The sequence below is a fragment of the Corynebacterium variabile genome, from assembly GCF_006539825.1.
Lineage (GTDB): Bacteria > Actinomycetota > Actinomycetes > Mycobacteriales > Mycobacteriaceae > Corynebacterium > Corynebacterium variabile.
In genome coordinates, this window is sequence record NZ_BJNT01000029.1 from 1 (window position 1) to 26,350 (window position 26,350).

The 26,350-nt window shown below is 67.5% G+C and carries 36 protein-coding genes and 1 tRNA gene; 10 read left to right on the forward strand and 27 right to left on the reverse strand.

From position 1 onward, the window contains the following. Window positions 1-75: 75 nt before the first annotated feature. The 21 genes from CVA01_RS14000 to CVA01_RS14095 all read right to left on the reverse strand — a co-directional run bounded on the left by CVA01_RS14000 (window position 76) and on the right by CVA01_RS14095 (window position 10,060). Complete coding sequence (locus CVA01_RS14000; protein ID WP_141331611.1) at window positions 76-804, reverse strand: hypothetical protein; 729 nt, start codon at window positions 802-804, stop codon at window positions 76-78. Beyond that, the gene (locus CVA01_RS14005) at window positions 801-2,060 is read right to left on the reverse strand and encodes an HNH endonuclease (RefSeq protein WP_141331613.1); all 1,260 of its coding nucleotides are present in this window, start codon (window positions 2,058-2,060) and stop codon (window positions 801-803) included. The genes CVA01_RS14000 and CVA01_RS14005 overlap by 4 nt, the downstream gene beginning before the upstream one ends. Window positions 2,061-2,063: 3 nt before the next feature. Then, on the reverse strand, window positions 2,064-2,225 hold the full coding sequence (locus CVA01_RS15000) for a hypothetical protein (RefSeq protein ID WP_170209805.1): 162 nt from the start codon (window positions 2,223-2,225) through the stop codon (window positions 2,064-2,066). Beyond that, window positions 2,222-2,407, reverse strand: a complete 186-nt coding sequence (locus CVA01_RS14010) for a hypothetical protein (protein ID WP_141331615.1) — start codon at window positions 2,405-2,407, stop codon at window positions 2,222-2,224. The genes CVA01_RS15000 and CVA01_RS14010 overlap by 4 nt, the downstream gene beginning before the upstream one ends. Then, window positions 2,404-3,294, reverse strand: coding sequence for a hypothetical protein (locus tag CVA01_RS14015; protein ID WP_141331617.1), 891 nt, complete (start codon window positions 3,292-3,294; stop codon window positions 2,404-2,406). The genes CVA01_RS14010 and CVA01_RS14015 overlap by 4 nt, the downstream gene beginning before the upstream one ends. Then, window positions 3,287-3,652 (reverse strand): hypothetical protein, encoded by a 366-nt coding sequence (locus CVA01_RS14020; RefSeq protein ID WP_141331619.1) that lies wholly within the window; start codon window positions 3,650-3,652, stop codon window positions 3,287-3,289. Before CVA01_RS14020 ends, CVA01_RS14015 begins: the two co-directional genes overlap by 8 nt. Next, window positions 3,649-4,038: a hypothetical protein gene (locus tag CVA01_RS14025; RefSeq protein WP_141331621.1), complete on the reverse strand. Its 390-nt coding sequence runs from the start codon at window positions 4,036-4,038 to the stop codon at window positions 3,649-3,651. The genes CVA01_RS14020 and CVA01_RS14025 overlap by 4 nt, the downstream gene beginning before the upstream one ends. Continuing rightward, window positions 4,035-4,571: a hypothetical protein gene (locus CVA01_RS14030; protein ID WP_141331623.1), complete on the reverse strand. Its 537-nt coding sequence runs from the start codon at window positions 4,569-4,571 to the stop codon at window positions 4,035-4,037. Before CVA01_RS14030 ends, CVA01_RS14025 begins: the two co-directional genes overlap by 4 nt. Then, the gene (locus CVA01_RS14035; RefSeq protein ID WP_141331625.1) at window positions 4,571-5,377 is read right to left on the reverse strand and encodes a hypothetical protein; all 807 of its coding nucleotides are present in this window, start codon (window positions 5,375-5,377) and stop codon (window positions 4,571-4,573) included. The genes CVA01_RS14030 and CVA01_RS14035 overlap by 1 nt, the downstream gene beginning before the upstream one ends. Window positions 5,378-5,543: 166 nt before the next feature. After that, window positions 5,544-5,780: a hypothetical protein gene (locus tag CVA01_RS14040; RefSeq protein ID WP_141331627.1), complete on the reverse strand. Its 237-nt coding sequence runs from the start codon at window positions 5,778-5,780 to the stop codon at window positions 5,544-5,546. A 2-nt stretch (window positions 5,781-5,782) separates the two neighbouring features. Further along, complete coding sequence (locus tag CVA01_RS14045) at window positions 5,783-6,199, reverse strand: hypothetical protein (RefSeq protein WP_141331629.1); 417 nt, start codon at window positions 6,197-6,199, stop codon at window positions 5,783-5,785. 184 nt (window positions 6,200-6,383) lie between these two features. Further along, window positions 6,384-6,644: a hypothetical protein gene (locus tag CVA01_RS14050; protein ID WP_141331631.1), complete on the reverse strand. Its 261-nt coding sequence runs from the start codon at window positions 6,642-6,644 to the stop codon at window positions 6,384-6,386. Continuing rightward, window positions 6,641-6,865: a hypothetical protein gene (locus CVA01_RS14055; protein WP_141331633.1), complete on the reverse strand. Its 225-nt coding sequence runs from the start codon at window positions 6,863-6,865 to the stop codon at window positions 6,641-6,643. The genes CVA01_RS14050 and CVA01_RS14055 overlap by 4 nt, the downstream gene beginning before the upstream one ends. Continuing rightward, the gene (locus CVA01_RS14060; protein WP_141331635.1) at window positions 6,865-7,476 is read right to left on the reverse strand and encodes a hypothetical protein; all 612 of its coding nucleotides are present in this window, start codon (window positions 7,474-7,476) and stop codon (window positions 6,865-6,867) included. Before CVA01_RS14060 ends, CVA01_RS14055 begins: the two co-directional genes overlap by 1 nt. Then, window positions 7,473-7,823, reverse strand: coding sequence for a hypothetical protein (locus CVA01_RS14065; RefSeq protein WP_141331637.1), 351 nt, complete (start codon window positions 7,821-7,823; stop codon window positions 7,473-7,475). The genes CVA01_RS14060 and CVA01_RS14065 overlap by 4 nt, the downstream gene beginning before the upstream one ends. Next, window positions 7,768-8,103, reverse strand: coding sequence for a hypothetical protein (locus CVA01_RS14070; protein WP_170209806.1), 336 nt, complete (start codon window positions 8,101-8,103; stop codon window positions 7,768-7,770). The genes CVA01_RS14065 and CVA01_RS14070 overlap by 56 nt, the downstream gene beginning before the upstream one ends. Beyond that, entirely contained in the window at window positions 8,090-8,437 is a 348-nt protein-coding gene (locus tag CVA01_RS14075; RefSeq protein WP_141331641.1) for a hypothetical protein, read from the reverse strand. Before CVA01_RS14075 ends, CVA01_RS14070 begins: the two co-directional genes overlap by 14 nt. Beyond that, entirely contained in the window at window positions 8,434-8,622 is a 189-nt protein-coding gene (locus CVA01_RS14080) for a helix-turn-helix domain-containing protein (RefSeq protein WP_170209807.1), read from the reverse strand. The genes CVA01_RS14075 and CVA01_RS14080 overlap by 4 nt, the downstream gene beginning before the upstream one ends. A 264-nt stretch (window positions 8,623-8,886) precedes the next feature. Next, entirely contained in the window at window positions 8,887-9,621 is a 735-nt protein-coding gene (locus CVA01_RS14085) for a phage antirepressor KilAC domain-containing protein (protein WP_141331645.1), read from the reverse strand. After that, the gene (locus tag CVA01_RS14090; protein ID WP_141331648.1) at window positions 9,618-9,800 is read right to left on the reverse strand and encodes a hypothetical protein; all 183 of its coding nucleotides are present in this window, start codon (window positions 9,798-9,800) and stop codon (window positions 9,618-9,620) included. Before CVA01_RS14090 ends, CVA01_RS14085 begins: the two co-directional genes overlap by 4 nt. A gap of 32 nt (window positions 9,801-9,832) precedes the next feature. Beyond that, a complete protein-coding gene (locus tag CVA01_RS14095) occupies window positions 9,833-10,060 on the reverse strand; it encodes a helix-turn-helix domain-containing protein (protein WP_170209808.1) in 228 nt (75 codons plus the stop codon). Window positions 10,061-10,228: 168 nt separating this feature from the next. On the opposite strand from CVA01_RS14095, the gene CVA01_RS14100 reads away from it, so the two are divergent. The 4 genes from CVA01_RS14100 to CVA01_RS14115 all read left to right on the forward strand — a co-directional run bounded on the left by CVA01_RS14100 (window position 10,229) and on the right by CVA01_RS14115 (window position 13,379). Then, on the forward strand, window positions 10,229-10,777 hold the full coding sequence (locus CVA01_RS14100; RefSeq protein ID WP_141331651.1) for a hypothetical protein: 549 nt from the start codon (window positions 10,229-10,231) through the stop codon (window positions 10,775-10,777). Beyond that, complete coding sequence (locus tag CVA01_RS14105) at window positions 10,758-11,138, forward strand: ImmA/IrrE family metallo-endopeptidase (protein ID WP_141331653.1); 381 nt, start codon at window positions 10,758-10,760, stop codon at window positions 11,136-11,138. Before CVA01_RS14100 ends, CVA01_RS14105 begins: the two co-directional genes overlap by 20 nt. Next, window positions 11,135-11,959: a hypothetical protein gene (locus CVA01_RS14110; protein WP_141331655.1), complete on the forward strand. Its 825-nt coding sequence runs from the start codon at window positions 11,135-11,137 to the stop codon at window positions 11,957-11,959. Before CVA01_RS14105 ends, CVA01_RS14110 begins: the two co-directional genes overlap by 4 nt. 94 nt (window positions 11,960-12,053) lie before the next feature. Further along, on the forward strand, window positions 12,054-13,379 hold the full coding sequence (locus tag CVA01_RS14115; protein WP_141331657.1) for a tyrosine-type recombinase/integrase: 1,326 nt from the start codon (window positions 12,054-12,056) through the stop codon (window positions 13,377-13,379). Between the two features lies 1 nt (window position 13,380). On the opposite strand, the gene CVA01_RS14120 is transcribed toward CVA01_RS14115, so the two are convergent. The 4 genes from CVA01_RS14120 to CVA01_RS14135 all read right to left on the reverse strand — a co-directional run bounded on the left by CVA01_RS14120 (window position 13,381) and on the right by CVA01_RS14135 (window position 16,135). Further along, window positions 13,381-13,770, reverse strand: a complete 390-nt coding sequence (locus CVA01_RS14120) for a type II toxin-antitoxin system death-on-curing family toxin (RefSeq protein WP_218024596.1) — start codon at window positions 13,768-13,770, stop codon at window positions 13,381-13,383. After that, on the reverse strand, window positions 13,767-14,345 hold the full coding sequence (locus tag CVA01_RS14125; RefSeq protein ID WP_141331659.1) for a Panacea domain-containing protein: 579 nt from the start codon (window positions 14,343-14,345) through the stop codon (window positions 13,767-13,769). The genes CVA01_RS14120 and CVA01_RS14125 overlap by 4 nt, the downstream gene beginning before the upstream one ends. A gap of 305 nt (window positions 14,346-14,650) precedes the next feature. Next, window positions 14,651-14,726 (reverse strand) — tRNA-Thr (locus tag CVA01_RS14130). 116 nt (window positions 14,727-14,842) lie between these two features. After that, on the reverse strand, window positions 14,843-16,135 hold the full coding sequence (locus CVA01_RS14135) for a DNA polymerase III subunit delta' (protein ID WP_073883490.1): 1,293 nt from the start codon (window positions 16,133-16,135) through the stop codon (window positions 14,843-14,845). A gap of 65 nt (window positions 16,136-16,200) precedes the next feature. On the opposite strand from CVA01_RS14135, the gene CVA01_RS14140 reads away from it, so the two are divergent. Further along, window positions 16,201-17,787 (forward strand): adenylate/guanylate cyclase domain-containing protein, encoded by a 1,587-nt coding sequence (locus tag CVA01_RS14140; RefSeq protein ID WP_141331661.1) that lies wholly within the window; start codon window positions 16,201-16,203, stop codon window positions 17,785-17,787. A 21-nt stretch (window positions 17,788-17,808) separates the two neighbouring features. Here CVA01_RS14140 and CVA01_RS14145 read toward each other — a convergent pair whose 3' ends face one another. Beyond that, entirely contained in the window at window positions 17,809-19,095 is a 1,287-nt protein-coding gene (locus tag CVA01_RS14145; RefSeq protein WP_280528077.1) for an Nramp family divalent metal transporter, read from the reverse strand. Between the two features lie 459 nt (window positions 19,096-19,554). On the opposite strand from CVA01_RS14145, the gene CVA01_RS14155 reads away from it, so the two are divergent. The 5 genes from CVA01_RS14155 to CVA01_RS14175 all read left to right on the forward strand — a co-directional run bounded on the left by CVA01_RS14155 (window position 19,555) and on the right by CVA01_RS14175 (window position 25,563). Further along, window positions 19,555-20,208 carry a TetR/AcrR family transcriptional regulator gene (locus tag CVA01_RS14155; RefSeq protein WP_141331663.1) on the forward strand — a complete coding sequence of 218 codons (654 nt, stop codon included), beginning with the start codon at window positions 19,555-19,557 and terminating at the stop codon, window positions 20,206-20,208. Then, window positions 20,205-20,798, forward strand: coding sequence for a TetR/AcrR family transcriptional regulator (locus CVA01_RS14160; protein ID WP_141331665.1), 594 nt, complete (start codon window positions 20,205-20,207; stop codon window positions 20,796-20,798). Before CVA01_RS14155 ends, CVA01_RS14160 begins: the two co-directional genes overlap by 4 nt. A 216-nt stretch (window positions 20,799-21,014) precedes the next feature. After that, window positions 21,015-22,490, forward strand: a complete 1,476-nt coding sequence (locus CVA01_RS14165; RefSeq protein ID WP_141331667.1) for an amino acid permease — start codon at window positions 21,015-21,017, stop codon at window positions 22,488-22,490. Between the two features lie 68 nt (window positions 22,491-22,558). Beyond that, entirely contained in the window at window positions 22,559-23,878 is a 1,320-nt protein-coding gene (locus CVA01_RS14170) for an acid phosphatase (protein ID WP_244938321.1), read from the forward strand. Continuing rightward, window positions 23,875-25,563 carry an alkaline phosphatase D family protein gene (locus CVA01_RS14175; RefSeq protein WP_141331669.1) on the forward strand — a complete coding sequence of 563 codons (1,689 nt, stop codon included), beginning with the start codon at window positions 23,875-23,877 and terminating at the stop codon, window positions 25,561-25,563. Before CVA01_RS14170 ends, CVA01_RS14175 begins: the two co-directional genes overlap by 4 nt. Before the next feature lie 10 nt (window positions 25,564-25,573). Here CVA01_RS14175 and CVA01_RS14180 read toward each other — a convergent pair whose 3' ends face one another. After that, the gene (locus CVA01_RS14180) at window positions 25,574-26,200 is read right to left on the reverse strand and encodes a hypothetical protein (RefSeq protein WP_141331671.1); all 627 of its coding nucleotides are present in this window, start codon (window positions 26,198-26,200) and stop codon (window positions 25,574-25,576) included. Window positions 26,201-26,350: the final 150 nt, after the last annotated feature.

Here is a 26,350-nt window from a genome sequence, read left to right on the forward strand (position 1 = left end):
TGTTCGAGGTTCAATGCTCGCCTGAGGCGAAGCCTACCACGTCTGGTGGCGGATGCAGGTCAGAGCGTTCCACCCTCACTGCACCCGACGCACCGACGCCAGTCGCTCCTGCATCCCCCGAGCATGATCCACTGTGTCCTCCAGCGAACAGGACACCGAGCCGTCGGGGTGAGTCATCGACCGGATGGTCCCGGCCTTCGCCCACTCCCCCACGGTCCTTCGTCCCACGGGCCACCCCAGGATGGCAGCGGCCTTCGACACCTCCGAGGGGTTGCCCCACATGCCACGCCCCGGGGGCGGTGGGTCTACCGGGGCAGGGGGCTCAGCGCCGGGGGCCTGGGCACCAGCACCCCCCGGGCCTACCTCGGAGGGGGTGGGGTCCTTCGCAGACAGGGGTGGGTCCACCAGATCGGCCACCCTCCTCGCCTGCTGCCCGACGACCACCGCCGCGTCCGCCGCCTGCTCGTGGCCGGCCACATCCTCGACATGGTCCAGCAACCAACCCGCCAGCTCCGACACCGACAGGGGACCAGGACGCCGACGACGAGGAGCCGCCAACCCGCCGGCACTGCACACCGCGCCCACGATCTGCTTCAACAGCAGCCAGCACTCATGCTCCACCGCGAACGGATGCTCACGCACGGGACTGCGCGGGCCCGGCACCGACGCGCACACGCCAGCATTCGACCCGGACGCCGCCACCGACGGGACCACCAGATCACCCAGTCTCGGCCCCAGACGCACCAACACCTGCAGATCCCGGAACAGGACCTCATGCTCTGCCTCACCCAGCACAGAGATCACCTACCCTTCTTCTTCCCTCGACGCCTGTGTCTCTTCTTCTTCGGACCGCACTTCTCACCGTCAGCAGAAACGTCACCGTCCCCTACCTCACCGATACCGACACGCACCGTCCCGTCCCGTCCCGACCCGGAGATTCCGGATCCTGCACACTGGCGACCTGCCGGATCTGACTTTTTCGGCAGGTCGATCTTCTCCGCAGGTCGGACACTGTTTCGCTGTCGGGGAGACTGCTGGCTCGCTGCTCGACCGGACGCCGCTCGACCGCCATTGCTGGCAGGAGCTACAGATCCAGGAGCGGCGGTGGCCGCGTCGTCACCCGTCGCGGGCACGGTGGTCTCTTCGGTGGCGACGCCGTCAATGCCGTCCCGCTCCACCTGGCTGGCGGAGGTCGTCATCTTGGGGTCAGCGGCACCGAGGTGCGCCGGCATCGGGGGAACCTGCTGAGAATCAAGCCCGTGGCCGTTCGCGCCGATGGCATCGGCGTTCGTCTCGACGGGCGACTCGATCAGGAGTTCCCCCGGCACAGGCACGTGAGACTCGTGTCCGGGCGGAACAGATCCGAACGGGACGTACTTGTCCCGCTTCGGCGGAAGTTTCTGGATCCCGTTGTCACGGGCCCAGGTGGAGTTGTTGATCCACTCGATGGTGGTCTTGTCGAAGTACGGGGGCACAGGCTTCGACAGCAGCGGGACGCGACTGTCGGCGTCCTGGTCGTTGCCGCGCTTGGCGTTGCACTCCCCGCAGCACACGACCAGCGTGTCGACCGTGGCCGCCTGGCCCGGTTCACGGTGGTCGTAGGTGCCGGCCAGCTTGCCCTTGCGGGCAGTCCACTTCACGACCTTGCCGCAGTAGCGGCAGGCGTCACCATCTCGCAGACGGACGGGGATGATCAGCGCGGGGTTACCGTTGTCCTGCTTGCGCTGACGCTCCCACGCGATCTCCTCCTCGGTCTTCATATGGAGGAACTCGGGGTCTTCGATGATCTTCCATCCGCGGACGCCGTTCATGTCCACGACCTCCATGAGGCCAGCCTGGACGCAGGCGTCAGTGAGGACACCGAGACGGTCGCCCGCGAGGGTGTAGGCCGTTCCGATGTCCAGGACATAGTCCGTGATGAAGTTGGCCGACTGCGTCGCAGAGCGCCACAGGAAGCCCGCCACCTCGTTGACGAGGCGACTATCGAAGTTCGCGTTGGCGACCACGGAGAGCAGCTTCGGGTACATCGCCGCGTCGTCGCCACTCCTCAGCCAAGGCATGCGCTACAACTCCCGGATCGGGCGAGCGTGCCAGGCCGAGGGCGGGCCGGGCGTGTCATCGAAGTCACTGTCGTTCTCCTGGTCGTCATGGTCGGTGAGGTTGGTCCGGGCGGTTCCCGGCGCGGTGACCGGCGGTTCGCGGGGTCGGTGGTGATGGTTGGTCAACTGATGATCACGACCTTTGTTCGGGAGGTGACTTCCGTGTCGGAGATGTGGGCTTCGTCTCTGGCGAGGACGCTTCGGATCGGGAGGGCAGAGAATTCGATTCGGACTGCGGCTTCTGCGAAGCCCATGTCTGCTACCTGCTGCAGGCGGGAGATGAGCTGGTTAACGGTGAGTACGGTCACTTCTGGTCTTCCTCCGGCTGGTAGATGACAGTGACGGATCGCTCCATCCGGATGACCTGGCTGGATGAGTAGCCTTGCGCAGTGATGTCGAGCCATTCGTCGTAGCTGTCCCGCTGGTATACGTCAGGGTTCTTGTCATCGGCGCTGAGGATGACGGCTCGGGTCGCCAACTGTTCGAGTTCGTCGGGGTTGGTGATGACGCGCGGCGCGGGCACCAGACGGGCAGTGAGGGTGACGGACTCGTCTGCAACGTCGTCAATCCCGCCGTCGAGGTGGGCGACGGACCACGGCCAGAACGGGTCTCCATCGCGGACAGCCAGCGCCTCATGACCTCCCACTCGCACCAGCCACGGTTCACCGGCAGGCACGTCGGCGGGGTTGGGGTGGGTGGCGTTGATTGCGTAGCGGGTGGCTTCCTTCATGCCGGCTAGCCAGTCGTTGTCGTCTGGTCGTTCCGTGTGCTGCTCGGCGGTGAGTCGTTCCACCTCGGCGCGGACTTCGTCGCGCTCGTGGGCGAGGGCAACCCCTAGGTCGCGCTCCCTCTCCACCTCGGCGCGGGCTTCGTCGCGCTCGCGGGCGAGGGTGGCCACCTGTTCGGTGATGCGCCGGTTCCATTCCTGCCGATCTTCTGCGTCTTGCTCCATCTGCTCGGCACGGTTGGCGCAGGATTCCATGTCGGCCCACGACACGTCACGGTCGCCAGGGTTCACCGCGTCCCGGATACGGGCAGCAGCGTCCAGAATCTCCTCTGCGAGGGTGGGTTCCGGGGCGTCCACGGTGGCGAGTATGACGCGGGCGGCGGCGGATGTGTCGCCGTCCTGGTCGCCCTGCCAGTTCTTCGCCCAGGCCATAGCGGCGCGGCGGTCCTGGTCGGTGATGTCAGTCATTCGGGGTCTCCTGGGTGGTGGGTTCGGTGGGGCCGACGAGGCGGCGGACGAGGCGGAAGCATCCGTGCACCTGTGCGTGCGCTTCGGCCATTTGGCGCGATCTGAACCATTGGGTCGTCCCGGTTGCTTGCTCCACCCCGTGCTCCCACCGCATCCCGGCGATGGTGTGTGCGAGGTCCGGGGCGGCGGCCATGAGGTCCGCCATCTGGGGCGTGGACGTGTCAGCCACGCATTTTCCGGTGCCGGTCTCGGTAACCTCAGGAACGGGGTTCCCCGCGATGTCCACGGCGGACACGAGGACACCGTCGATGTCCACGGCGGCGATCAGTCGGTCGGCCTGGTCTGGTGTGATGGTCATGCTTCCTCCTCTTTGGTGGCCTGCGCAGTCTGCCTGTCAGCTGCGTCCGCGGCTGACCGGAGATGCGCGGCCTGAATGCGTGCGGCCGTGGTGGTGAGCCAGGACGCCTCGTACATCAGGTGAAAGATCGTGACGCCTCCGGACTCGACGGCTACGTCGAGGGTGTCGTCGTCTCTCCCGGGGCCATTACGGGTCCAGAGCGGATTGCCGTTCAGGTCGGTGGTGTCCGACGGGACGGACCGGTCAGTGCCGAGGCGGAGTCCAGCGGTGGTCGCCCGGGTGACGAAGTCCCCGGCCATGGACATGGCCTCGTAGTGTCCGATGCCCATGTCGACGAAGATCTGCTCGACGAGCTCGACTGGGGTCGTGGCGATGGTGGCGGTCACGCTGCTGTTCCTTCTGTGAGTGTCTTCCCCCGGTGGTTTCCGGGGTGGGATGGGGTGGCGATCTGGTCGAGAGTGCCGGCCTTCTTCGCCCGTGAGTAGCAGGTGGCGCACAGGCCCCGGCACTGGACGATGACGTGGCCGTCGGGGACGACCGGGGCGGCGACGCCGTGGACCCGGGGGTGCATCGGCCGGTGGCACATCCGGCACTCAGTGATCCGGTCCTCCTCCGACCGCTGGCCCCACTGTCGGGCGGCCATGACGCCGGTGACGCGACATCCGGCGTCCTCGAAGGCTTTGAGCTGCTTCTCGCAGTCGGCCAGGATGGGGCAGGTCTTGCAGAGTCGGACGGCCTTGCGCATCTTCTTCCAGCGGACCTGTCGCGCCGCCTTGGATCCGCCGGCCATGTCGCACCACTGCCCCGACCAGATCAGGGGGTCACTGGTGGCGCACACGCCGCCACGGAGATCCGTGTCTCCGAGGATGGACTTCACGACGTCCGGGTCGATGATCTTGCCTGCGGGAGTGCCGGGCATCAGAAGCCCCCGTTCTTCGGGGCGGTGAACGTGACCACGTTCGCACCGGCGCTCGCACCAGATTCGATGGTCATTGACTCCCCGGGTTCCAGGGTGCTGCAGAGGGTCTCCACCGCAGCGTCGGGAATCTTCGCCCCGGGGCGAAACTCGTCCGGGATGACGCTGATGATCCGGGCGGACACGCCTAGAGAGATCAGGTGGTACGTCTCGGTCGCGGCGAAGAACAGGTCGGACTTGTTGAAGATCGCGGCCGCCTTCTCGGCGGCAGCGGTGACCGACTGACTGATCGGTGGGATCTTGCCCTTCTCCCGGACCACTGCCGGCCACACCTCAGCCACGACCTGCGGCACATCCGGGGCGGTCTCGGCCATGGCCCGGCGGTCCCAGTTGTGGTTCAGGCCGTCGATCAGACCGGAGGCGTCGACGGTGCGGACCTTCGACTCCGTCGCGGTGATCCGCATCTGCGACTCACCGTCCGGGTTCGCCCCGTAGATGGAGACGATCTGGGCGACCTGGTCCACGGTGAGGTCGATGACCCCGGCGTCGGACCATGCGCCTTCGACGAGGGCGGCGGAGGTGATGAGCATCGCCAGCGGGTTCGCCGCGGTGATGATCATCCGGTCATCGTGCGGCTGCAGACGGACGCTGGTGTAACTGTCGCCCTCGTCCTTGGGGTTGGTGAACAGACGCGCGGCGCGGATGCCGCGGATCAGCGGCAGCGAGCGGACCATGACGTCGACACCGAGGCGGTTGTCGCCCGGGGTAACCGGCGGGATCGTCGTGGCGTGTGCAGAGCGGATTGCCATGTCAGTCTCCTTCCTTCTGTGTGTGGTCTGGGGGTAGGTCTTCGAGGGTGAGCTGGCCGGGGAGATCGGGTGGGGCAGATCGGGGCGAGGCGACCCAGTGGTGGATCTGTGCGCGTCTCTCCGGGGTGAGCGTGGCCCACCAGGTGTCGGCATCGTCTCCCACGGGTCAGCGCTCCGCCAGGGTGCCGAGGGCGCCGACGTGGGACCAGGGCCAGCGTGGGGTGCCGTTGCCCCCGTTGTTGAGAGAGACGGACGCCTTGTTGAGCTTCGAGAAGATCTTCTCGACCTGGCCGCTGTTGGAGCGGACGTGGGTGACGCCGAGGCGGTCGGCTTCGGCCTGAATCCGCTCGAGCGGGGGGTTCGGGTTGGCTCCGTTGACGATCAGGGGGATGAACTCGGCCATGATCAGACCTCCTTGCGGTGCTTCGGGGCGGTCTTGTCGGCGGCTGGGTCCTCGGGCGGGATGGAGCCCAGGACCATGACCGGGGTAGCGGCGATGGCGTCCAGCCACTCGTCGAGGGGCATGCCGCGAACGTCATCGATGTCCTCGAGCTCGGCGACACCGCAGTCCACGGTGATGTCATTCACGGGGACCAGGTCCACCGACTCGTCCGGATCCGGGACAGCCTGTGGGCCGACGGTGCGGTGGAGCACGTCGACCTCGGCGGCCAGGGCGCAGACGTCGTCGAGGGCGGCTTCGGCGTCCTCCCGGGCAATGCGGGCGTCCGAGGACGCGGCGACGGCCAGGCACCAGGCCCACACGGCCGCGGCTAGAGCGAGGGACGAGACGATCAGGAAGTAGGCGGTGGTTGCGGTGGTCATCGGGGACTCCTCGGGGTAGATCCCGGGCCGGGGGCCGGGCGGTTGTCGTAGGGGTGGGGGTATTCAGGGCGGGTGGACGCCAGAAGGGCCCGGAGGTGGGCCAGGACAGCGAGAGCCCGGCGGGGCGGTGACTGTCGGCGGACAGGCTGAGGCCGGAACATCGGCTGGCGGGAGGACGAGGGGGTCACAGATACTTCTCCCAGTTCGCGGCCCGGTCGACGGAGACCATGCGGGCCGCCGAGCGGCCACGCGGGGTGACCTCACCCGAGCGCGAGACCAGGCCCTTGTGGACCAGGGACTCTCGGAGCCGGGCGACGAGGTCTTCCCAGTCCAGATCCCCTGCCTTGATTGCGACCAGGGCGTCTTTCTGCCCGGGGCTCATGCGGCGGACGACGTCCTCGATGGTGAGGGCGGAGTAGTCCACGGGGGTTCGTGAGGTCATCATGCTGCGAGTCCTTTCTCGACTCCGATGGCGGCGATCCGGGCGATGCGGACGCCGATCTCCTCGGCGGCGGCGCGACGGGCCTCGCCGGTGCCGTACTCCTCGGAGAGGCGGACGATCGCGCTGACGAGAACTGCGATGGCGGCGTTTTCCAGGTCGTCCTCGGTGCAGGAGATCGCGACCTGGATGCCCTCGTTGGTGACGATGGCTGCGACAGTGCGCATCAGAACCCGTCCTCTCGCGCTGCAGCTCGGGCAGCGAGCCGCTCGGTCAATCTCTCCTGGCGCTTCTCTGCGCGTGCCTCTGCACGGGCCACCCGCGCCTCGCGCTCGTCCCAGGCCTCCTGCTCCTCGCGGGCGACCTGCTCCGAGTCGACCTCAGGGGTCGGCGCGGGGGTCGGCGCGGGCGCCGGGGCCGGGTCAACCGGTCCGTCCGGATCCTCGACGAGGGCAGGTGAGGCAGTCGGGGCCGTGTCCTGCTCGTGCTCTGCGGCTACCGAGGCGACCAGGGCCGCGTCATCGTCACCGGCATCCGCCGGCAGTGCAAGGTAGGAGGCCAGGTCCGCCGCGGCGGTGCGGGCGGAGTCCCCGATGATCTCGGCGAACTCCGCGGCCGACAGCGGCGCGTCTTCTGCGCACTCCTCGTCAACCATCTGCATCCACTCGGCGCAGGACATGCCGCGCAGCGGCGCCCACTCCAGCTCGGTCTCTGCCAACTCCATGACCTTGTCCGCGATGATTCGCGCCCGGTCGCGGGCGAGCTGCTGGAGGACCAGCGGTGGCCAGCCAAGGGCGTGGAGTTCCCTGTCGGTGATGTGCGGGTTCACGGTACTCATCGGTGCACCTCCGAAGACTGGAGGCACGTGCCGGCCACCGCGACGATGACGGCGGCGAGGACCAGGTCCCCCGCCACGCCGAGGGAGCGATGGACGTTGACACCAATGAGAGTGGCGACAACCACGACCAGGAGAATGCAGACGCAGGTGAAGATGATGGACTCGACGTGGCCCAGGCCGCCACGGGCGATCTGGTCCTCGTCGCCGTAGATGTCGCCGGACGGGGTGTCCGGGCGGACCGGCGACATCGGGCAGGTCTCGGGGTGGGTGGCGTGCCGGGGGCGGTGGCGGTCAGCGGCGCTTGCGGTGGCGCTTCCGCTTCGCTGGTGGCGGGGCTGGGTGGTCATGGCGAGGTCCTTCTGGTGTGGGGTAGGTCGTGCTGGTGACTGTGCAGCGGGTACCTGTGGCGTCCTCGAGGTAGTCGAGAAGAGCGGCGAGCTTCTTCTGGGTCTCGGGCGACTGGGTGTCGGACGTCGCGTGGCGTCGGAGTGCTCCGACGTGGACGAGAAGTCCGCCCTGCCGGCGGCGAAGGAGCGTGTGGTCGACCGGGTCGCGGAAGGACGCGGGCATGAGCCAGCAGACGTCGGCGTAGTCGACCCAGAGTCCGCCCGGTTCATCGGTACTCACCCCGATCAGGCGTCCGTTCCAGAGGAGTCGTCGGAACATCGTCGGTGTCCTCCTCGCGTGGCTCGTTGGCCTCGGTGCGGGACAGAGCCGCGGCCAGCGTGTCGGAGAGGATCACTCCGCGGGCGCGGGCGTCGGTGTCCTGCCAGGCCTGGTCAATGTCGGCGCGCAGGCCGCGCTCCTGGTCGGCGGTGAGGACGCCGACGGACTGGTCTACGAGGGTCGTCGCCCAGCGGAGGTAGTGGCGTCCGGTCGGGGCATGCATGTAGTGGCGGATCATGTCGTTGACAGTGGTGCGGACCTCGTGGGCCCGATCCTCGGTCCAGGAGCGCATCACGCCACCGCCTGCTGGGTCGAGAGGAAGTAGTCGAGCTCGTCGGAGCTGATCCGGATCTGGTTACTGATCTTCGTCGGCGTCCGGCGGGCTGGGGTGAACCACCCGCGACGCCAGTAGCGGCGCACGGTCTCCGCGCTGAGGCCCAGCTGCTCGGCAACCTGGGCTGGACTGTAGTACTGTGACATGGTCTTTCCTTTCGAAGGCACTCGCTCGTCTCCACTGGTCCTGGAGGCGGGCATTATTCGTATGGATGGTGGGGATCGGGCGCAGCTACCGCCTCGGGGCGAAAGTGCTGGAGACCCGTCAAGAGCGGTGCTTCCCGGGAGCTTCCATGTGTGACCGGCTTGACGCCCGATCCCGGTGGACCACTCCGCCCTCGACGGCGGTGCCGGCCTGCGCCGGGGTGGTCCGGGTCGTGCAGCTTCCCCACTGCGCGACCAGGTCGAGAATCAGGCGGCGTCCGCCGGCGTCGGTGGGTCGATCCGCTCGAAGCCGAGCTTCTTCCGGATGAAGTTGATGCCCGAGGGCTGCACGTAGGTGGTGTACGAGCACCCCAGCTCCCCGTTGCCGCGCTCGTACTCGTGTGCCTTCACCACGAAGTGGTGCATGTACTGCTGGTACGGGGTGTTCCGCATCGCGCCCTTGGCGATCAAGACGCCGCGGTTGCGCAGTTCCTGGAACAGCTTGTTCTGCGAGGTGCCGAGCATCTTCGCCACAGCGCCGACGTTGTACTTGCCGGTGGCGTCCAGGAACTCGTCGTAGGCGTCGGCCTTCGGCTCGAGCTCACGGTTCTTCGCTTCGAGTGCCAGGCGCTCGGTCTCAGCGTTGAGCGCCATCTGCAGGATCTCTGAGCGAGTGATGGTGTTCGGGTCGAATGCCGGGGCCTTCGCCTTCTTCTCGCACTCGATGAAGTACCGGCGGGCCTGCCGGCCGCGCTCGGTCCGCTGGATCATGGACAGCTCCTTCGCCATGTCCAGTGTCACGATGTGATCCTGGCGCGGACGGCCTCCGGTACTTCTTCCGGAATCTCGGACAAAGTCCTCGCCCTCGGTGAAGCCATAGTCCTCCATCCGCTTGAACCAGTCGGTGTACTTCTCGGACACCTCCAGGAACTCGTGGAGGGCACGCCCGGACACTGCCTGCTGGCCGTCGTCGGTCTGGTTGATCGGGATCAGCGCGCTCATGCCGACACCTCCGCTGCCCGGTTGGCGTCGATCTGGGCATCGAGCTCGACGGCGAACTCGCGCATGACCTCAGCGGCGTGGGGGCGTCCCTCGTTGGCGAGGGTTCGGGCCTTGTCGTTGGCGAGTGTCGAGGCGACGCGGAGCTCCCGGTCGTCTGCGACTGTGATGTAACCACTCATGGTGGTGTTCTCCTTCGCGTGTGGTGGGGGCGTCAGGCCGCGGCGGTGTCTTCGACTTCGGTCACGAGTCCGTCGAGCGGCCAGCCGGTGAGAGCTCGCAGCTTGAGCAGGACCCGGACAGTGGGTTCGGTATCCCCCTTGCGGAGGTGCCCGACGGTGCCCGGCGCGACGCCGAGTTTGGCGGCGAGTCGTGCGTCTGAGGTGAGTCCCCAGCGGTCTCGTGCGTCGTCGAGCACGTGGGGGTTCAGGCGAACTGCCATGTGGTGCTCCTCTTGTCTTCCCATGTCCGGCAGTAATTGCCGGTCTGCGGCAATCATTACATACTATGCCGGGGAATGACAAGTCTTGCCGTCGAGAATCTTGTAACTACAGGTCAAAGCCGTCGCAATTCTTGCCGATCGGTGACACGGCAATGTACTGTGCTGCACATGGATACCAATGACTGGCTGCACGGGCTCACGGATGGAGCCACGCCAAGGCAAGTGGCCGACAAGACCGGGCTCTCCGAGCGGACGCTCCGCCACCAGCTCACGACGGGCCGCATGAGCGTGGAGAACGCGGTGAAGATCTCCGTCGCTTACGGTCGGCACCCGCTGCGTACCCTCATCGACTTCGGGGTCGTGGATGCCGCATGGGCACAGGTCCCCGACATCGACGCAGCCCTGGACCTCGCCACCGACGACAAGCTCATAGAGCAGCTGGAGAAGCGGTTGAAGCGGGCGGACGCCGTGGGCCGGGCCGAGCTCTTCGACACGCCGATCAGCGAACTCCCCTCCCGTCACGGGGGTAAGGACAACCTGGAAACTTCTTCTACGTTCACCCCCGAATGTTCGAAGAATGAGAGCGGTGTCGCGGATGACGACGATGATGACGGAACGGTCCGCGACTTCGACTGGGCGCCTGGTACGTACGCCGCGGACTCGACCATTGACGAAGGCAAGGCGAGGGAAGAACGCGGTGAGGACCCCATCGACTGACACGCTGATCGACGTCGCGGTGAACCACGGCCTACGGATCGGATGGCACCGGGGCGGCCCCAAGGCCGCATGGCGTCCACCACGGAAGATCAGTCTCCAGCTCGGAATGACGGACCCTGACACCGTCTGCGCGCTGGCGCATGAGCTGGGGCACTTCGCCCACGGGGATGCCTGCGGAGAGGATCAGCGGGCGGAAGCCCGAGCGTGGCGTCACGCCGCGGACATCCTCATCGACCCGGAGATGTACCGCACCGCCGAACTCGCCTTCGGCCCACACCCGGCGCGGCTCGCTGCCGAGCTTGGTGTCACTACACACGTCATCGCCGTCTGGCGGGACGCCTACGAGAGGACACACTCATGACTATCCGTAAGACTTTGACAGCCGGTGCGGCGGTGGCTCTGGCGCTGTCGCTTGCCGCGTGTGGTGGTGACGATGATGAGGTCGGCGGGTCTTTCGAGCCCGCGGATACGGCTACTCAGACTGAGGGGTTCAGTGCCGATGAGGTCCATTCGCTGACGGACACCGTCACGGTCGGGGATACTCTCACCATCTCCGATGCGGAGATTGACACCACCGGCTGCGACTTCAGCTTTCCCGAAGAGGTTACCCGCGATGCGGTGAAGTTCCAGGTCGTCGCCACGGTCGAGAATCAGACTGGCGAGACGATCTCGGAGGCGCTGTGGGCCTCCGACTTCACCTTCCTCGATGCCGACGGGATGACCGTGAAGACCACGGACATCGGTTCTGCCGAGGGGCCTTGCTCCAATGACAATGCCACCCAGTTCGTCGATCTCGGTGACGGTGAGAAGCGCCGCGCTGCGGTCACGCTCGAGGCTCCCGCCGGTGCGACGAAGATGACGTACTCGGCGTCCACCATTCCCGGCGCGGCACCGGTCACGTGGGATGTGGCTGATGCTGTCGCGGGGATGACCGTCACCCCGGCTGGTGGTGGGGCTGCGCCGCAGCCTTCCGACGCGGCGGTTGAAGCTCCGGTAGTTGAGTCGCCGGCCGCCGACGGGTTCGAGTCGGGTGGCATCGTGGACGGGCCCGTCGTCCCGGACCCCGACATCCCTGGTGCGAACCAGCCTCTGCCCGGTGAGTCATCGGTCTGGTACGACGAGAACGGCAATGTCACCGGCGGCATGAACGTCGATGAGGACGGGAACGCCACCTACTACTAGGTAGAAGACCCCCACCGTCGGGCAGGACGGTGAGGGCCAAATCGTCCACCAATGCACCTGAACGCACAACAGTAGACGAGAGTGAGGCTACCCGATGGCCGCCAGCGTCCGTGACCTCTGGACCAAGAAGAATCCTGACAAGACCAGCCGTACCACCCGCGTCCATTCCGCTCGCTGGGGTATCGGCAAGCGCTGGCAGGTCGTCTGGGCAGAGCAGGGTGTCCCCGTCTCCGAGACGTTCACCACCCGGGACGCCGCCGAGGAGTTCGCCGCCGGCGTCGTCGTCAAGCAGACCGAGGGCACCTGGATCACCAAGGACAAGAAGGCCGTCACCCTCGCGGACATGTGGGACCTGTGGATCCCCACGAAGTCCGACAAGGCCCGAAGCACGAGGGACGCCTACCGATCGACGTGGAAGCGCATCGACAAGAAGTTCGGTGCCCGACCGTGTCACACCCTCACCCGCGCGGAGATCTCCACCTGGATCGCCGCCCTGACAACCACGAAGGGCGTGAAGCCCGGCGAGGAGCCCCGGCCGCTCGGGGACGCCGCGAAGCGACTCACCGGCATCGTCATGAAGGCCCTGTTGGACCTCGCGGCCGAAGAGCGGGTGATCCTGCACAACCCCATGAAGTCGAAGGACCTGCCGACCCAGAAGCCCTCGGAGCGCCGGTACCTCACCGTCGAGGAGGTCGACCGCCTGTTCGCCGCTGCCGACGAGCTCGACAAGGCAGCCGCCGACCGGGAGCGCGAGGACCAGGAGCCGGACGCTGACGGGCCCATTGACGAGGACGAGCCTGCTGATCCCCGGATCAGGACCGCGGTGGAACTCCTCGTGCGCACCGGCGTCCGGCCCGGGGAGGCGTTCGGCTTCCGCGTAGGTGACCTCTCCCCCTCCCGTGGCCGACTGCGCGTCCAGCGGGACGTGGACGACCTCGGCGGGGTGGACACGACGAAGACGCACCGACACCGGGACGTCCCCGTCGGCGGGGAGTTCCTCCTCGACCTCGAGACCTTCGTCGAGGACCGCGACCGGGAGGCATGGTTGCTGCCGGCCACCGCCGACGGGCACGTGTGGACCGCGTCGCGGTGGCGCACCGTGTGGGACCACCTGTGCGCGGCGTCCGGGATCACCGGGGTGACGACGTACGAGCTGCGGCACACGGCGGCGTCGCTGGCGATCCACTCCGGGGCTAACCCCTACACGGTCGCGAGGATGCTGGGGCACTCGGATGTGGCGACGACGCTGAACTACTACGGGCACCTGTGGGACCAGGAGCTCGACACGCTGCCGGCGCGGATGGATGAGCACATGGCTGCGGAGCGGGCCCGGTTCGCCGCCCGGCGCGACCGGGAGGCGAAGAAGCGTGGCCGTCGCGGGGACGAGGACGTTGGAGGGGACGGCTTACGGGCGGTGTGAGTCAGCAGAGCCACTGCGCCAGCTGCCTGGAGATCGGCTCCAGGTCGCGTCCTCCCTGCGTGGCAACCTCGACAACGAAGTCGGCAGCAGCAATCGGGGGCACCTGTTGTAGGTTGAATCCCGTCTCCTGCATATATGAGACAGTAGTCAGCCACGCGGTGCGCTTGTTCGCATCGATGAATGCGTGAGCTTTGCAGACCCCGGCAAGCAGCGCTGCCGCACGCTCGATAGGTGAAGCGTAGAGGTAGTCGCTGCCGAAGGTCTGGAGGGGGTTTGCAAGCGCCCCCTCGAGCTTTCCCCTGTCGAGGACGTTGTCTCCAGGAAGAGCGCAGAGCAGAGTGGCGTTTGCCCTGATGACGACGTCCGGGGCCAGACAGTATCTATTGCTCACCGGTCAGCGAGAAGCTCCAGAGTGTCGGCCCAGCGGAAGCAGTTCCCCATCATCGTGGCAAGCTGCTTCTCTGCCGGGTTCTGGCTGGCGACGTCCTGGACAGTTCGAGGTTGTGCCGGGACGTCGACGCCGGAGAACTGCTGGACGGCGTAAAAGCGCTTCATCCCCGCCTTGCTCAGCATGGCGTCGCACTTCGCCTCAGCAGGAAGTCCACCTCGAGCAATCTTCCAGGGGTCCTCACTGTGAACCAGCTCAACGATCTCGTCCTTCGACAGGTCACCGTAGTGATCGAGTACAGCATCGATCATCGTTCGCTGCTCGTCGGTGAGATTCTCCGGGTGTGCCCCGGGGATCGCCGTACTGTACCAGCCGTCCCGATCGAACTTGTTCGCCTGGTGAAGCCGCGGCGATACGGGACCGTCCGGCCACGCCTGGAAGTCGTCCTCGATGAGCTCGCGTCCAGTCCAGGCGAGAGTCCATGCCTGCGCATAGTAGGTGAGCTTCTGGAGACGCCAAGCGTCGACCCAGTCCATCTTCGAGTAGATGTACTGGCCGACGTCGATAGCGCGGATCATGGCGTCTCCTTCCCTCTGTTCGGTTCAACACTTCCAGCGCTGCCTGACTTCCATCAGGCGTTGCTACTCAGTAGTACTAGTCTCCCGTACAGAGCAGTCCGTTACAACTGAACCGAAGAAATCCCCCCTGATGGGTTCTCCCGGCGGATGATCTTCGGACTGCGCTGATCTGTTCGGGATCTGTTCGGGATCTGTTCGGGATCTGTTCCGAACGACGAGATACGACCAGGCGTAATGCGTCGTGTTCTCCCGGTCCCGGAAATGCGTGAAGCCCCAGGCGAACCGGGGTTCTGCCTGGGGCAACGTGGAGCCGCTTGCGAGAATCGAACTCGCGACCTTTTCATTACGAGTGAAACGCTCTACCGACTGAGCTAAAGCGGCACGGTCGGTCATTCTAACGGACGCCACACGGCACCCACAAACCGGCCATCACACCAGCGCAACGACCTGGTCAGGGGCTGGTCAGACGACCTGCCCAGGACGAGGTCACCGCGTAGTCACACCTGCCCGCAGCACTCGCGCAGCCGCCCGACCATCCCGTTGAGCGCCACCTCCGGCTTCACGTTGCGGCGCAGCGTCTCGCGGCAGTCGGTCACCGCGTCGATGCAGCGCACGAGGGACTCCGGGGAGTTGCGCCGGGCCAGCTCGCGGGACACCTTCTGCTGGTCGGGGTGGAGGAAACCGCCGACCGGGTCGGCGTCCCCGGGCCCGTCGTCCACCGCGCCGACCGCCATCATCATCGCGTCCCGGTACAGCCCGGCGATGTCGATGAGGGCCAGGTCCAGCGAGTCCCGCAGCATCCGGGTGCGCCGGTTCTTCTGCTGCTTCTCCAGCTCCTTGATCTGCCCCGCGGCACCGGTCTGCGCCCGGGCCACACCACGACCCTTCGCACCCATGCCCAGGGAGCTCTCCAGCTCCGCGAGTTCGCGGGCGTCCCGCTCCTCGAGGGACGCCGCGGCCTCGGTCGTCGCCGTCTTCACCAGCTCCGCAGTGAACCGGTAGCCCTCGCCCGAGCGGTAGATCAGCCCGGGCAGCTTCAGCGCCGTCGCCCGCTTGGTCCGCGCCGCCTCGTCCGAGGCCAGGTGACGCGCCCGCCCGATGTGCCCGCCGGAGACCTCCGCCGCCCAGTGTGCCTGCTCGTCACTCAGCCCCAGTGCCGCGTCCGCCCGCAGTACCGCCTCGACCTCCTCCTTCGAGGGGGTGGGCACGTAGACGTGTCGGCACCGCGAGCGCAGGGTGATGGAGATGTCCTCCGGGTCGGTCGACGGGGCACACAGCAGGAACACGGTGTGGGCCGGCGGCTCCTCGACACTTTTCAGCAGCGCGTTGGCGCCTGAGTCGCCGAGCCGGTCGGCGTCCTCCACGATGACCACGCGCCAGCGGGCCACCGACGGCAGCACGGCGGAGGTACGGATGATGTCGCGCACCGCCTCGACCGGGATGGTGACGCCGTCGGTGCGGATCCAGGAGATGTCCGGGTGCGAACCCGCGGCCGCCGAACGGCACTGGTCGCACTCCCCGCAGCCCACCACAGACGGGTTGTCGCACACCAGGGCGGTGGCGAAGGCCTTCGCCGCGACGGAGCGTCCTGACCCGGGCGGGCCGGTGAAGAGCCAGGAGTGGGTCATCGCCGCGTCGTTCACGGCGTCCTCCACCACCCCGAACGGGTCTCCGTCGGTGACGCGCTGGCGGGCGGAGAGCACGGCATCCCGCAACGGGCGGATCACGTGCGGGCTCAGCGCGGCGCGGGAGAAGACGTCGGACGCGTCGGGCACAGCGGGGGTGGTCATGGAGGCGAGTGTAGTTCGACGCCGGTGGGGACACCCGGGCCCCTGCTCCGATAGGCTGGACAACCATGCAACGACTGGCACGGTACATCCGGTGGGCGTGGGGCACCAGCTGGCCCTTCTACGCCCTGTCTGTGCTGGTCGTCAACGTTATCGGCGCGCTGGGCGTCGCGTCGTTCCTGCGCTTCCTGGTGCCGCTTCCCGGGGCCCGGGAGTTCCTCTCAGTCTCCACTCTCACCCTGTCGCTGTACGTGGGGTACTTCATCTTCGCGCTGGTCGTCGGAGTGGGCACGACCCTGCACTTCTTCACACCGGTGCTCGGCTGGGAACGGGCACCCGCGGGCTACGACCCACGGATGATCCGTCGCCTCGTGCTGCGCATCCCCTCCTTCCAGGCGCTTCTCGGCGGTGGTCTGTGGGCCGTCGGCGTGGTGATGTTCACCGTCGTCGCGGCGGTGGAGGTCTCACGCGAGTGGGCGCTGACCGTGGCCGTGACCGCCACGCTCGGCGGGGCGATGGTCGTGCTGATGACCTACATGGTCGCCGAGCGCATGGTCCGCCCCGTCTCCGTGCGTGCGCTCAAGCCGGAGTACGGCTCGCCGGAGAAGATCGCCCCACTGTCGCGGCAGATCACCTTCGTGTGGATCCTCACCTCCGCCGTGCCGGTGGTCGGCGTGGTCCTCATGGTCAGCGCGCAGGCCAGCGGGTTCTTCGGCGGGGATGCCACGGAGATCCTCCCCGGTGTGCTCGCGCTCAGCCTCACAGAGCTGTTCACCGGGTTCTCCGGCACGCGGCTGATGACCATGACCGTGGTCGACCCGATCCGCGAACTGCGGGTGGCGATGAACCGGGTGCGTCGTGGCGACACGCACGCCCAGGTGCGCGTGTACGACAGCTCGGAGATCGGCGTCCTGCAGGCCGGGTTCAACGAGATGATGTCCGGACTGCAGGAGCGTGAGCAGGTCCGCAAGCTCTTCGGACGCTATGTCGGTGACGAGGTCGCCCGGCGTGCCATGGAAGAGAAGCCACGGCTCGGCGGTGAGAACCGTCAGGTGGGCGTCGTGTTCGTCGACGTCGTCGGCTCGACCGGGTTCGCGGTCTCCCGCGAGCCGCAGGAGGTCGTCCAGGCACTGAACCGCTTCTTCGACATCGTCGTGGAGGTCGTGCACCGCAACAAGGGCATCATCAACAAGTTCGAGGGGGACGCCGCCTTGGCTGTCTTCGGTGCTCCCCTGCCGTTGGATGACATCGCCGGGCACACCCTCGCGGCGGCCCGTGAACTCAAGACCGAGCTGGCCGCCCAGGAGCTGCCCGCTGGTATCGGCGCGGCGGTCGGACGGGTCGTCGCCGGGCACATCGGCGCGAAGAACCGCTTCGAGTACACGGTCATCGGCGATGCGGTGAACGCCGCCGCCCGGCTGACCGACGTGGCCAAGGAGACGCCGGGCCGGGTGCTGACCACGGCGACGACGGTGCGTCAGGCCAATGAGGCCGAGCAGGCTCGCTGGACGATGATGAAGTCCGTGGAACTGCGGGGTCGGCGTGAGATGACGCAGCTGGCCCGGCCGATCCGCCCGACCCGCGCCGAGCGTGCCGCGGAGCGCGAGGGTGAGCGGGCGACGGAGAAGACGGCGGGACCGAAGCCGGAACAGTGAGTGCCGGCAGGTGGTGCGGGGTTACGCCTCGCCGATGACCGTGAGCCAGATGAGCACCACGTTCAGCGCGATGATGACCGCGGCGAAGAGCCAGCCGACCCCGGACAGCCCGCGGACGTTCACCCACTTCCCCATCAGCGCCTTCTTCGCGGTCAGTGCCACCAGCGGCACCAGGGCGAAGGGGATTCCCACGGACAGTACGACCTGGCTGATGACCAGCGCCCAGGTCGGGTCGATACCGAGGCCGAGGACCACCAGGCCGGGGATCATGGTGATCAGCCGGCGCAGCACGATCGGGATCCGGATCTTGAGCAGGTCACGCATGACCATGTCGCCGGCGTAACAGCCCACCGAGGTGGAGGCCAGGCCCGAGGCCAGCAGTCCGATCGCGAACAGGGCGCCGATGACCGGACCGAGGGCGTCGGTCACGGCGGCGTGGGCGCCCTCGATCGAGTCGGTGCCCTCGACCCCGCGCAGTGCCTGGGCCGCGAGGCAGAGCATCGCGATGTTCACGGTGCCGGCGAGGCACAGGGCGCCGAAGACGTCGATCCGGGTGGCGTGGAGATGGCGTCCCATCGACTCGTCGGAGCCGGGGTTGAAGCTGCGGTCGCGGACGAGACCGGAGTGCAGGTAGACGGCGTGCGGCATGACGGTCGCGCCGAGCATGGACGCCGCGAGGATCACCGAGTGGGTGCCCTGGAACCGCGGCACGATGCCCTGGACCATCTCACCGACGGACAGGCCGGTGACGAAGAGTCCGGAGAGGAAGCCGACGGTGATGATCACCAGGAAGCCGACGATGATGCCCTCGAAGGTGCGCTGGCGCCGTTCGCTCTGGAAGACCAGCAGGCAGAGGGAGACCACACCGACGATGACGCCGCCGAGCAGTGAGGGGATGCCGAAGAGCAGGTGCAGCGCGATGGCGCCGCCGATGACCTCGGCGATGTCGGTGGCGGCGGCGATGATCTCTGCCTGTCCCCAGTAGAACAGGCGTCCGGTGCGGGCACGACGGGTGTTGCGTCGGTCATCGAACCAGTCGGAGATGTTGGCGGTGAGACTCTTGCCGGTGACCAGTCCGATCTTCGCCGAGAGGTACTGGACGACCATGGCCATGAGGTTGGCGGCGACGAGGACCCACAGCAGCTTGTAGCCGAACTCGGCACCGGCCGAGAGGTTCGCGGCGACGTTACCGGGGTCGACGTAGGCGATGGCGGCGACGAAGGCGGGGCCGAGCATGCCGATCAGCCGGGGCTTCTTCCCCCCGTCCCTGGTAGTCCCCTGGCCTGCCGACTGCTTCTCCTGGAGCACGTTCCGTCACCTGTCGTCGAAGAGTTCAATGTGTTGAACATGATGTTAGGTCGGCAGGAACACGGCGGTCAAACGGTGCGGTGGACCGTCACCGATCCGCCGGTGGGATTGTCGGCGGCCTTGTCGGCATCCCGCCCGGGACGGCGCCCTCCCCCTCGCCCACCCCCGCGGGAGCCCCCGCCCCCTGTCGATACATCCCCGGCAAAGGCACCGGGCGCGACATCACGCAGGTCACACCGTATGTCGTGACTGTCCGCGAGCCGCCCACCCATGCCCGGACGCGGGCTCTGGCACGCTCCCCCGAAAAAGGGACCTACCCAGGGGGACCTCTTCCCCTTAACATTCACTGTGTAGTGATATCCCTGTCGCCACACCCCACCCCGGCGATCCCTCAGTCACCTCATCAGACACAGACAACACACACGACATCTGTCTCTCCCCTGACCGAGCAGGACCCCCATGTCTCAGCCCACCCACCCCACACGTCCACTGCCGTCCCTGAGACAGCGTCCCGCGGTCCCGGCGTCCGTCGAACCGTCCACCCCCGGACGTCCCCAGTCCTTCACCAATGACGACGTCATTGCCGCCGCCTACCGGGCCGGACTCGCCGGCTTCAGCGTCAAGGGCGTCGCCAAGCAGATCGGCGTCTCCCCCGCCGCCCTCTACCAGCGCTTCGGCAACCGTCAGGGACTGCTCAACGCCTGCATGTCCAAAGCCTTCGACACCGTCGAGCCGCTCGTCGGAAACCCCGATCGCTTCGAGACGCTCCGTCAGTTCAGTGACCAGTGGTGGGCCCTGTGCCTGCGCTGCCCTGGCATCGAGGTCGTGATCCGCAACTACCCGGACCCCGAGATCCTCCTGATGACGAAGAAGTTCGGGTGCTACCGCACCAGGCTCTGCGAACTCGGCCTGTCCACCGAACAGGCGACCTTCGCCGGCTCGATGATCGCCGTGAACATGCTGGAGCTGCGTCACCGGCTGCCCCACACCCCGGTCCGGCCCGAGGATGTGCCCGCCGAGGTGGAGTCCCAGCGCGAACAGTCCATCAGCTTCATCCTGCAGACCCTGGAGACCACCTGGCCCGAATGGTCCGTCAAGGAGGAGCAGGCATGAGCGTCACCCCGCCGACCCGTCGTCGCGGTCGCCCGGCGAAGTTCTCCGCCGAGGACGTCATCCGCTCCGCACTGGCCGCCGGCATCGGCTCCTTCACCCAGAGCGACGTCGCCCTCGAACTCGGTGTGACCGTGCAGTCGGTCTACCGCCGCTTCCCCACCCGGAAACTGCTGCTGGAGGCCTGCATCGACAGGGCACTGGAGAGCGTCCCGCCCGCGGACTCGCTCGACCCGGCACCCGGGACCTGGGAGGAGATCATCGGGACCTGCGCCGACCAGTGGTGGGCACTGTGCCTCCGCTACCCCGGGTTCACCACCGTGGTGACCAGCTACGACGGAACGCTGGAACGCTTCCTCGATCCCGCCTTCAACTCCTACACCGGCGGTCTCATCGACCTGGGATGGTCGCGGCCCCAGGTGCGGTTCGCCATGTCGCAGATCGAGTCTGCCGCCGCCCGGGTCGCCCACTACCTGTCGCAGGCGGTGCCCCAGGATGAGGACGCGCTGGAGGACGCATCCCGCCAGATGCGTCAGGCGACCGACTTCATCGTCAAGGGCCTGAGCCTCAGCCGACCGGAGTGGCTGCTGTAGGGAACACGGCAACGAGGTCGTGGAGGTCGGGTGTAAGGCATATCACTGTGCTGACTCCCGCTTCTGCAACAATTCAGCAGCAGTCCGGACACACGGCACTCCTAGCCTTCTCCCTGTTCCCCAGGACGTTCCCCATGACGTTCCCCATGACGTTCCCCACGGACGTCCTCCGCGCCCGACCCCGGGCGTCCCTCACCTGAGAGAAAGAAGGCGACCATGTACAGCGTACCTCCCGTATCCACCGCCACGTCACCGTCCGAACAGCTCGGCACCGGGCTCAAGCCCCGCCACGTCACGATGCTCTCCCTGGCAGGCGCCATCGGTGCCGGCCTCTTCGTCGGCTCCGCCACCGCCATCAACCTCGCCGGACCCGCCGTGATCCTGGCATACCTCGGTGCCGCCGCTCTGGTGGTCCTCGTCATGAGGATGCTCGGCGAGATGGCCACGGCCAACCCGGACTCCGGCTCCTTCTCCACCTACGCCGACCGCGCGATCGGCCACTGGGCCGGGTTCAGTATCGGCTGGCTCTACTGGTGGTTCTGGGTGCTCGTCATCCCGGTGGAGGCCACCGCCGCCGCAGCGATCCTGCACTCCTGGTTCACCGCGGTGCCGCTGTGGGTCTTCGCCCTGCTGGTCACCGTGGCCCTGACCGCGACAAACCTGTTCAGCGTGAAGAACTACGGTGAATTCGAGTACTGGTTCGCCCTGCTCAAGGTCGGTGCGATCATCGCCTTCATCGCCCTCGGCGCGCTGGCTTTCGCCGGTGTCTTCGGCGGTGACCACGCCGGACCGTCGAATATGTGGTCCCACGGCGGGTTCGCCCCGAACGGCTGGGGTGCGGTCCCCGCGGCGCTGCTGACCACCATGTTCTCCTTCATGGGCACGGAGATCGTCACGATCGCGGCTTCCGAGTCGAGCAACCCGGCCGGGCAGATCCGCAAGGCGACGAACTCGGTGATCCTGCGCCTCGGCCTGTTCTACATCGTCTCGATCTTCCTCATCGTCTGCCTCGTGCCGTGGAACACCACCACCCTCACCGACGACGGTTCCTTCCTCGCCGCCCTGAACGTCCTCGACGTGCCCGGCGCGAAGTTCCTTGTGGACCTGGTTGTGCTGGTCGCCGTGGCGTCCTGCATGAACTCCTCGCTGTACACCGCCTCGCGGATGATGTTCTCGCTCGCCCAGCGCGGGGACGCCCCGAAGGCCTTCGCCCAGGTCAGCGGGAACGGTGTGCCGGTGAAGGCGGTGCTGCTGTCCACGATCATCGGGTTCCTCGCGGTGATCGGCAACTACGTGATGCCGGACCGGCTGTTCACGACTCTGCTGGCGACTTCGGGCGCGGTCGCACTGCTGGTGTACCTGTGCATCGCGATCTCGCAGCTGATCACCCGACGCAAGTTGGGCGACGCCGCGGTCTCGAAGCCGGGCCTGGTGAAGATGTGGGGTTTCCCCTACCTGACCTGGGCGGTCATCGTCGCGATCCCCGCGGTGCTGATCTACATGGCGATCTGGTCGGACATGAAGACCGAGCTGTGGTCCACGGCGGTCCTCACCGCAGTAGTCATCGCCGCCGGTGTGTACGTCGGACGCCGCCACCCGTCCGCCACCCCGACCGAGGAGGACGCCGTGGTCAGTGCAGCGGAAGACCTTCTCCCCGAAATCCCCGACACGGTGGACGTCAAGGAACGGTAGTCGAGGGTCCACCAGCAGTTCACCCGGACAACACGTCCGGGACACGTGCCCCCGGTAGCGTCCCCGCTGTGAACCCCCGATCCCGACTTCTCCCCGCGTTGACGCCGACGGCGTCCGCCCTCGTCATCGCGGCAGCACTGACGACCCCGTGCAGCCCGCAGGCGGCAGCAGCACCGGCAGTGTCGGCTGCCCCCACGGCACCCACCCTCCCCCGACAGGTCACAGACCTGCAGCAGCAGTACCTGCCGGCCACACTCCCCGCGGTCCAGCACCCCGGCGCGCCAGTCCCGCAGCCCTTTGCCCCGGACGACTACCTCGGCTACATCTCCGACGTCAGTTCCCACCCCGGCGGCATCTACTACAGCGTCGTCAACGGTTTCACCGACCTGCGCGACAACCACCCGGACACCATCGCCGCCAACCTCGACACCGTCGTGGAGATCAACAATACCGCCTCGCCCGGGCGCATCGCCTCCGCCCAGGCCGATGCCCGCGTCGACGACGGTGACATGCTCGACAACTTCGCCGACGCCTTCGGCAGCGTCCTTGCCCCGCACCTGAGGCAGGCCATCGCCGAGAACAGGCTGCCGAAGACCCGCGCCCTCCTCGATTCCGGGTACCTGTCGCGCGCCCAGGGCCCCGCCGCGTCCACCCTGGTGGAGAAGGAGATCTTCGACAATCCGCGGCCCTTCGAGGTCGCCCCGGAGCGCATCGTGCACCACAACGACGCCGGCAACTCCACCGGCACCGACTACTACGAACTCGGCGGCTCGGCGTCCTTCCCCTCCGGGCACACGAACCAGGCGGTGCTGGTCACCACGCTGCTCGCCACGGTCGTGCCTCAGCTCGCCCCGCAGCTGCTCGCCCGCGGGTCGGACGCCGGGGAAAGCCGCGTCGTCATGGGCGTGCACTACCCGCTGGACGTCATCGGCGGACGCATGACCGGTGTCGCCGCCGCGGCCGACCGGTGGAATGACCCGAAGATGCGGGATGCCCTCACCCGGGCCGGCAACGAGCTACGCGCCGAACTCGAGTGGCGCACCGGCGAGCCGTTGGCGGACACCGTCACCGCACAGACCGCCTACCGCAGCGACGTCGACGCGGCACAGACCTACGCCGACCAGGGAACCTACGGCCTCAGCGCCGTCTACGGGGACGCTCCGATGATTGTGCCCCAGGCTGCACCGGACCTGCTCATCAACCGCTTCCCGGATCTGACCTACGCACAGCGCGCCGCTGTCCTGCGTGCGACCGCCCTGCCCGCCGGTTCCCCGCTGGACGACCAGGGTCCCGACGGGTCCTGGCAGCGACTCAACCTCGCCGCGGCGTCCGCTGCGCAGGTCAGCACCGGGGCCGGCGTCCTCACCGTGAACGGGGTGGCGGCGTGACGCGGTTCAGCCGTCGTGGCTTCCTCGCCGGTGCCGCGGCGCTCGGTGCGCTGGCGATGGCCCCGCGGGCAGCGGCCGGGGAGTCCAGGGAGTCCGGGGTCTTCGCCCACTCGGTGGCCTCCGGCGATCCCCTGCCGGATGCGCTGGTCCTGTGGACGCGCGTCACTCCAGTCCCGGACGCCACGCCCGGGTCAGGACGCGGCGAGCCGACCACCGTCCGCTGGGAGATCGCCAGGTCAGAGACCTTCTCCGGAGCGCTCTCCGGGGACGTGCGCACCGACGCGTCCGCCGACCACACGGTGAAGGTGGACGCCACGGGCCTGGCCCCGGCCACCGACTACGTCTTCCGGTTCACCGTGCTCGACGGCCCGGCTGCCGGATCGGTCTCGCGCACCGGTCACGCCCGCACCGCTCCGGCGCCGGGTGCGGATCCGGGGAGTCTGCGCTTCGGCGTGTGCTCCTGCGCGAACTACGAGGCCGGGTACTTCCGCACCTACCGGGACATGGCCGACCGCTCTGACCTGGAGTTCACGCTGCATCTGGGTGACTTCACCTACGAGTACGCCACGGGTGAGTACGGCGGGGCGTACGACACGACCGTGCGTCGGGTGCAGCCGGCGAACCGGACCGTCACGCTGGCGGACTACCGGATCCGGCAGGGGTTCTACCATCAGGACGCCGACCTGGCCGATCTGCTGGCGGCCCGACCACTCATCGCCATCTGGGACGACCACGAGTTCTCCGACAACTCCTGGCGCGACGGGGTCACCGGCAACTCCGTCGAGCCGGGCGACGACGTCGCCGCCATGAAGGCCGCGGCGACGCAGGCCTACCTCGAGTGGATGCCGGTGCGTGGCCTGCCGTTGCAGCGTCATCTGCGGTTCGGGACGCTCGCCGAGTTCATCATCCCTGACCTGCGGTCCTTCCGTGATGAGCAGCAGGAGATCCCGGCGGCGTGGCAGGCCGGCAGCGGCGCCGGTGCCACCGACCGGACGATGATGGGACACAGCCAGGCCGACTGGTTCACCGACGTACTGACCAGTTCGGACACGCGCTGGCAGCTCATCGGCAACGAGGTGATGCTCGCTCCGATGACGCTGCCGAACACCCTCGACCCGCGGATCCACGACTGGTTGGTCGACCAGGTCGGCCTGCCGTCCGACGGGCTCGCGCTCAACGCCGACCAGTGGGACGGGTACATGGCGGAGCGGCAGCGGATCATCGACGTCATCGGAGGTAAAGCAGGTAACTCCGGGGACGCGAAGCCGGGCGTCGTCTTCCTCACCGGGGACATCCACTCGTCCTGGGCCGCGGACATTCCGGCACATGCCGGTGACTGGCGACTCGGCCGCAACCGTCAGGCGGTGGCCACGGAGTTCGTTGTCCCCTCGGTGACGGCGGCGAGTGCCTACGACGGCATGGCGTCCTCCCCTGCGCTGAAGGAACCGGTCCTCGCGGCACTTGGCGCCGGCGAAAGCATCATCGCGCAGGTCGACGACTGGTTCCGCTACGTCGATCTTACGCAGCACGGCTACATGGCCGTGGACGTGAACGCCGACCGTGTCCAGGCGGACTGGCACCACGGCGATGTTCTCACGAAGGACGCCCCGCTGACCTGGTCGACCGGTTTCATGGCCGTCCACGGGTCGCCGGGTGCGGTGCCGGCGCCGGGGCAGTTGAGGTAGCCGCTGCGTTCTAGATGACGGTGTTCCCGGTGCCGGTGTCAGACACCGGAGCTCCACCGGCCGGACCACCGACCACGGTGTTGTTGTCGCCGGTGATGGCCAGACTGTCGAGACCGAAGTTCTGGACCCGGGACTCGTCGCCGTTGACGGTGGCGGTGCCGATGGTCGTGGCGGTCATGGAGGCGTCGTCACCGTTGACGGTGAGCACTCCCCAGTCCTTGCCGGTGAGGGTGACGCTCTCGCCGTTGATGATGATCTCGGCGGCGTTGTCGACGGCTCCGCCGACACCGTTCACGTTGACGATGACTGTCCCGCAGTCGCCGGTGATGATCGGCTGGGCGTCATCCATGTTGACGGTGATGTTCTCCCCGCCGACGCAGGTCCCGATGCTGGCGACATCGCGCCCGTCCCCGGCGTTGCCTGCCGCGTCGACGGCCTCGTCGTCGGTGTCATTGCCGGCCGCTGCCTCCGGGGACGCCGCGCTTCCACTGGTGAAGGAGGGGGCGGACGCTGCGTCCGTGCTGTCGTCGTCACTGCCGCAGGCTTCGAGTGCGGTCATGACGAGTGCTGCTGTTCCGACTGTCGCGGCGCGGGCGCGAACGCTACGGGAACGACGTGATCGGGTGATGGCGGGCATGTGGTTGTCCTGCCCTCTGGCCCGGTTCCAGCGACCGGGATTGTCGAGGTCAGGCTAGCATGCACACTGGCGCGAACCCGGTGGTTCGCGGGGAGAATTCCCCGCGGCTCCCCGAGACCGGGTCAGCTCTTCTTCGCCGCAGCCTTCTTC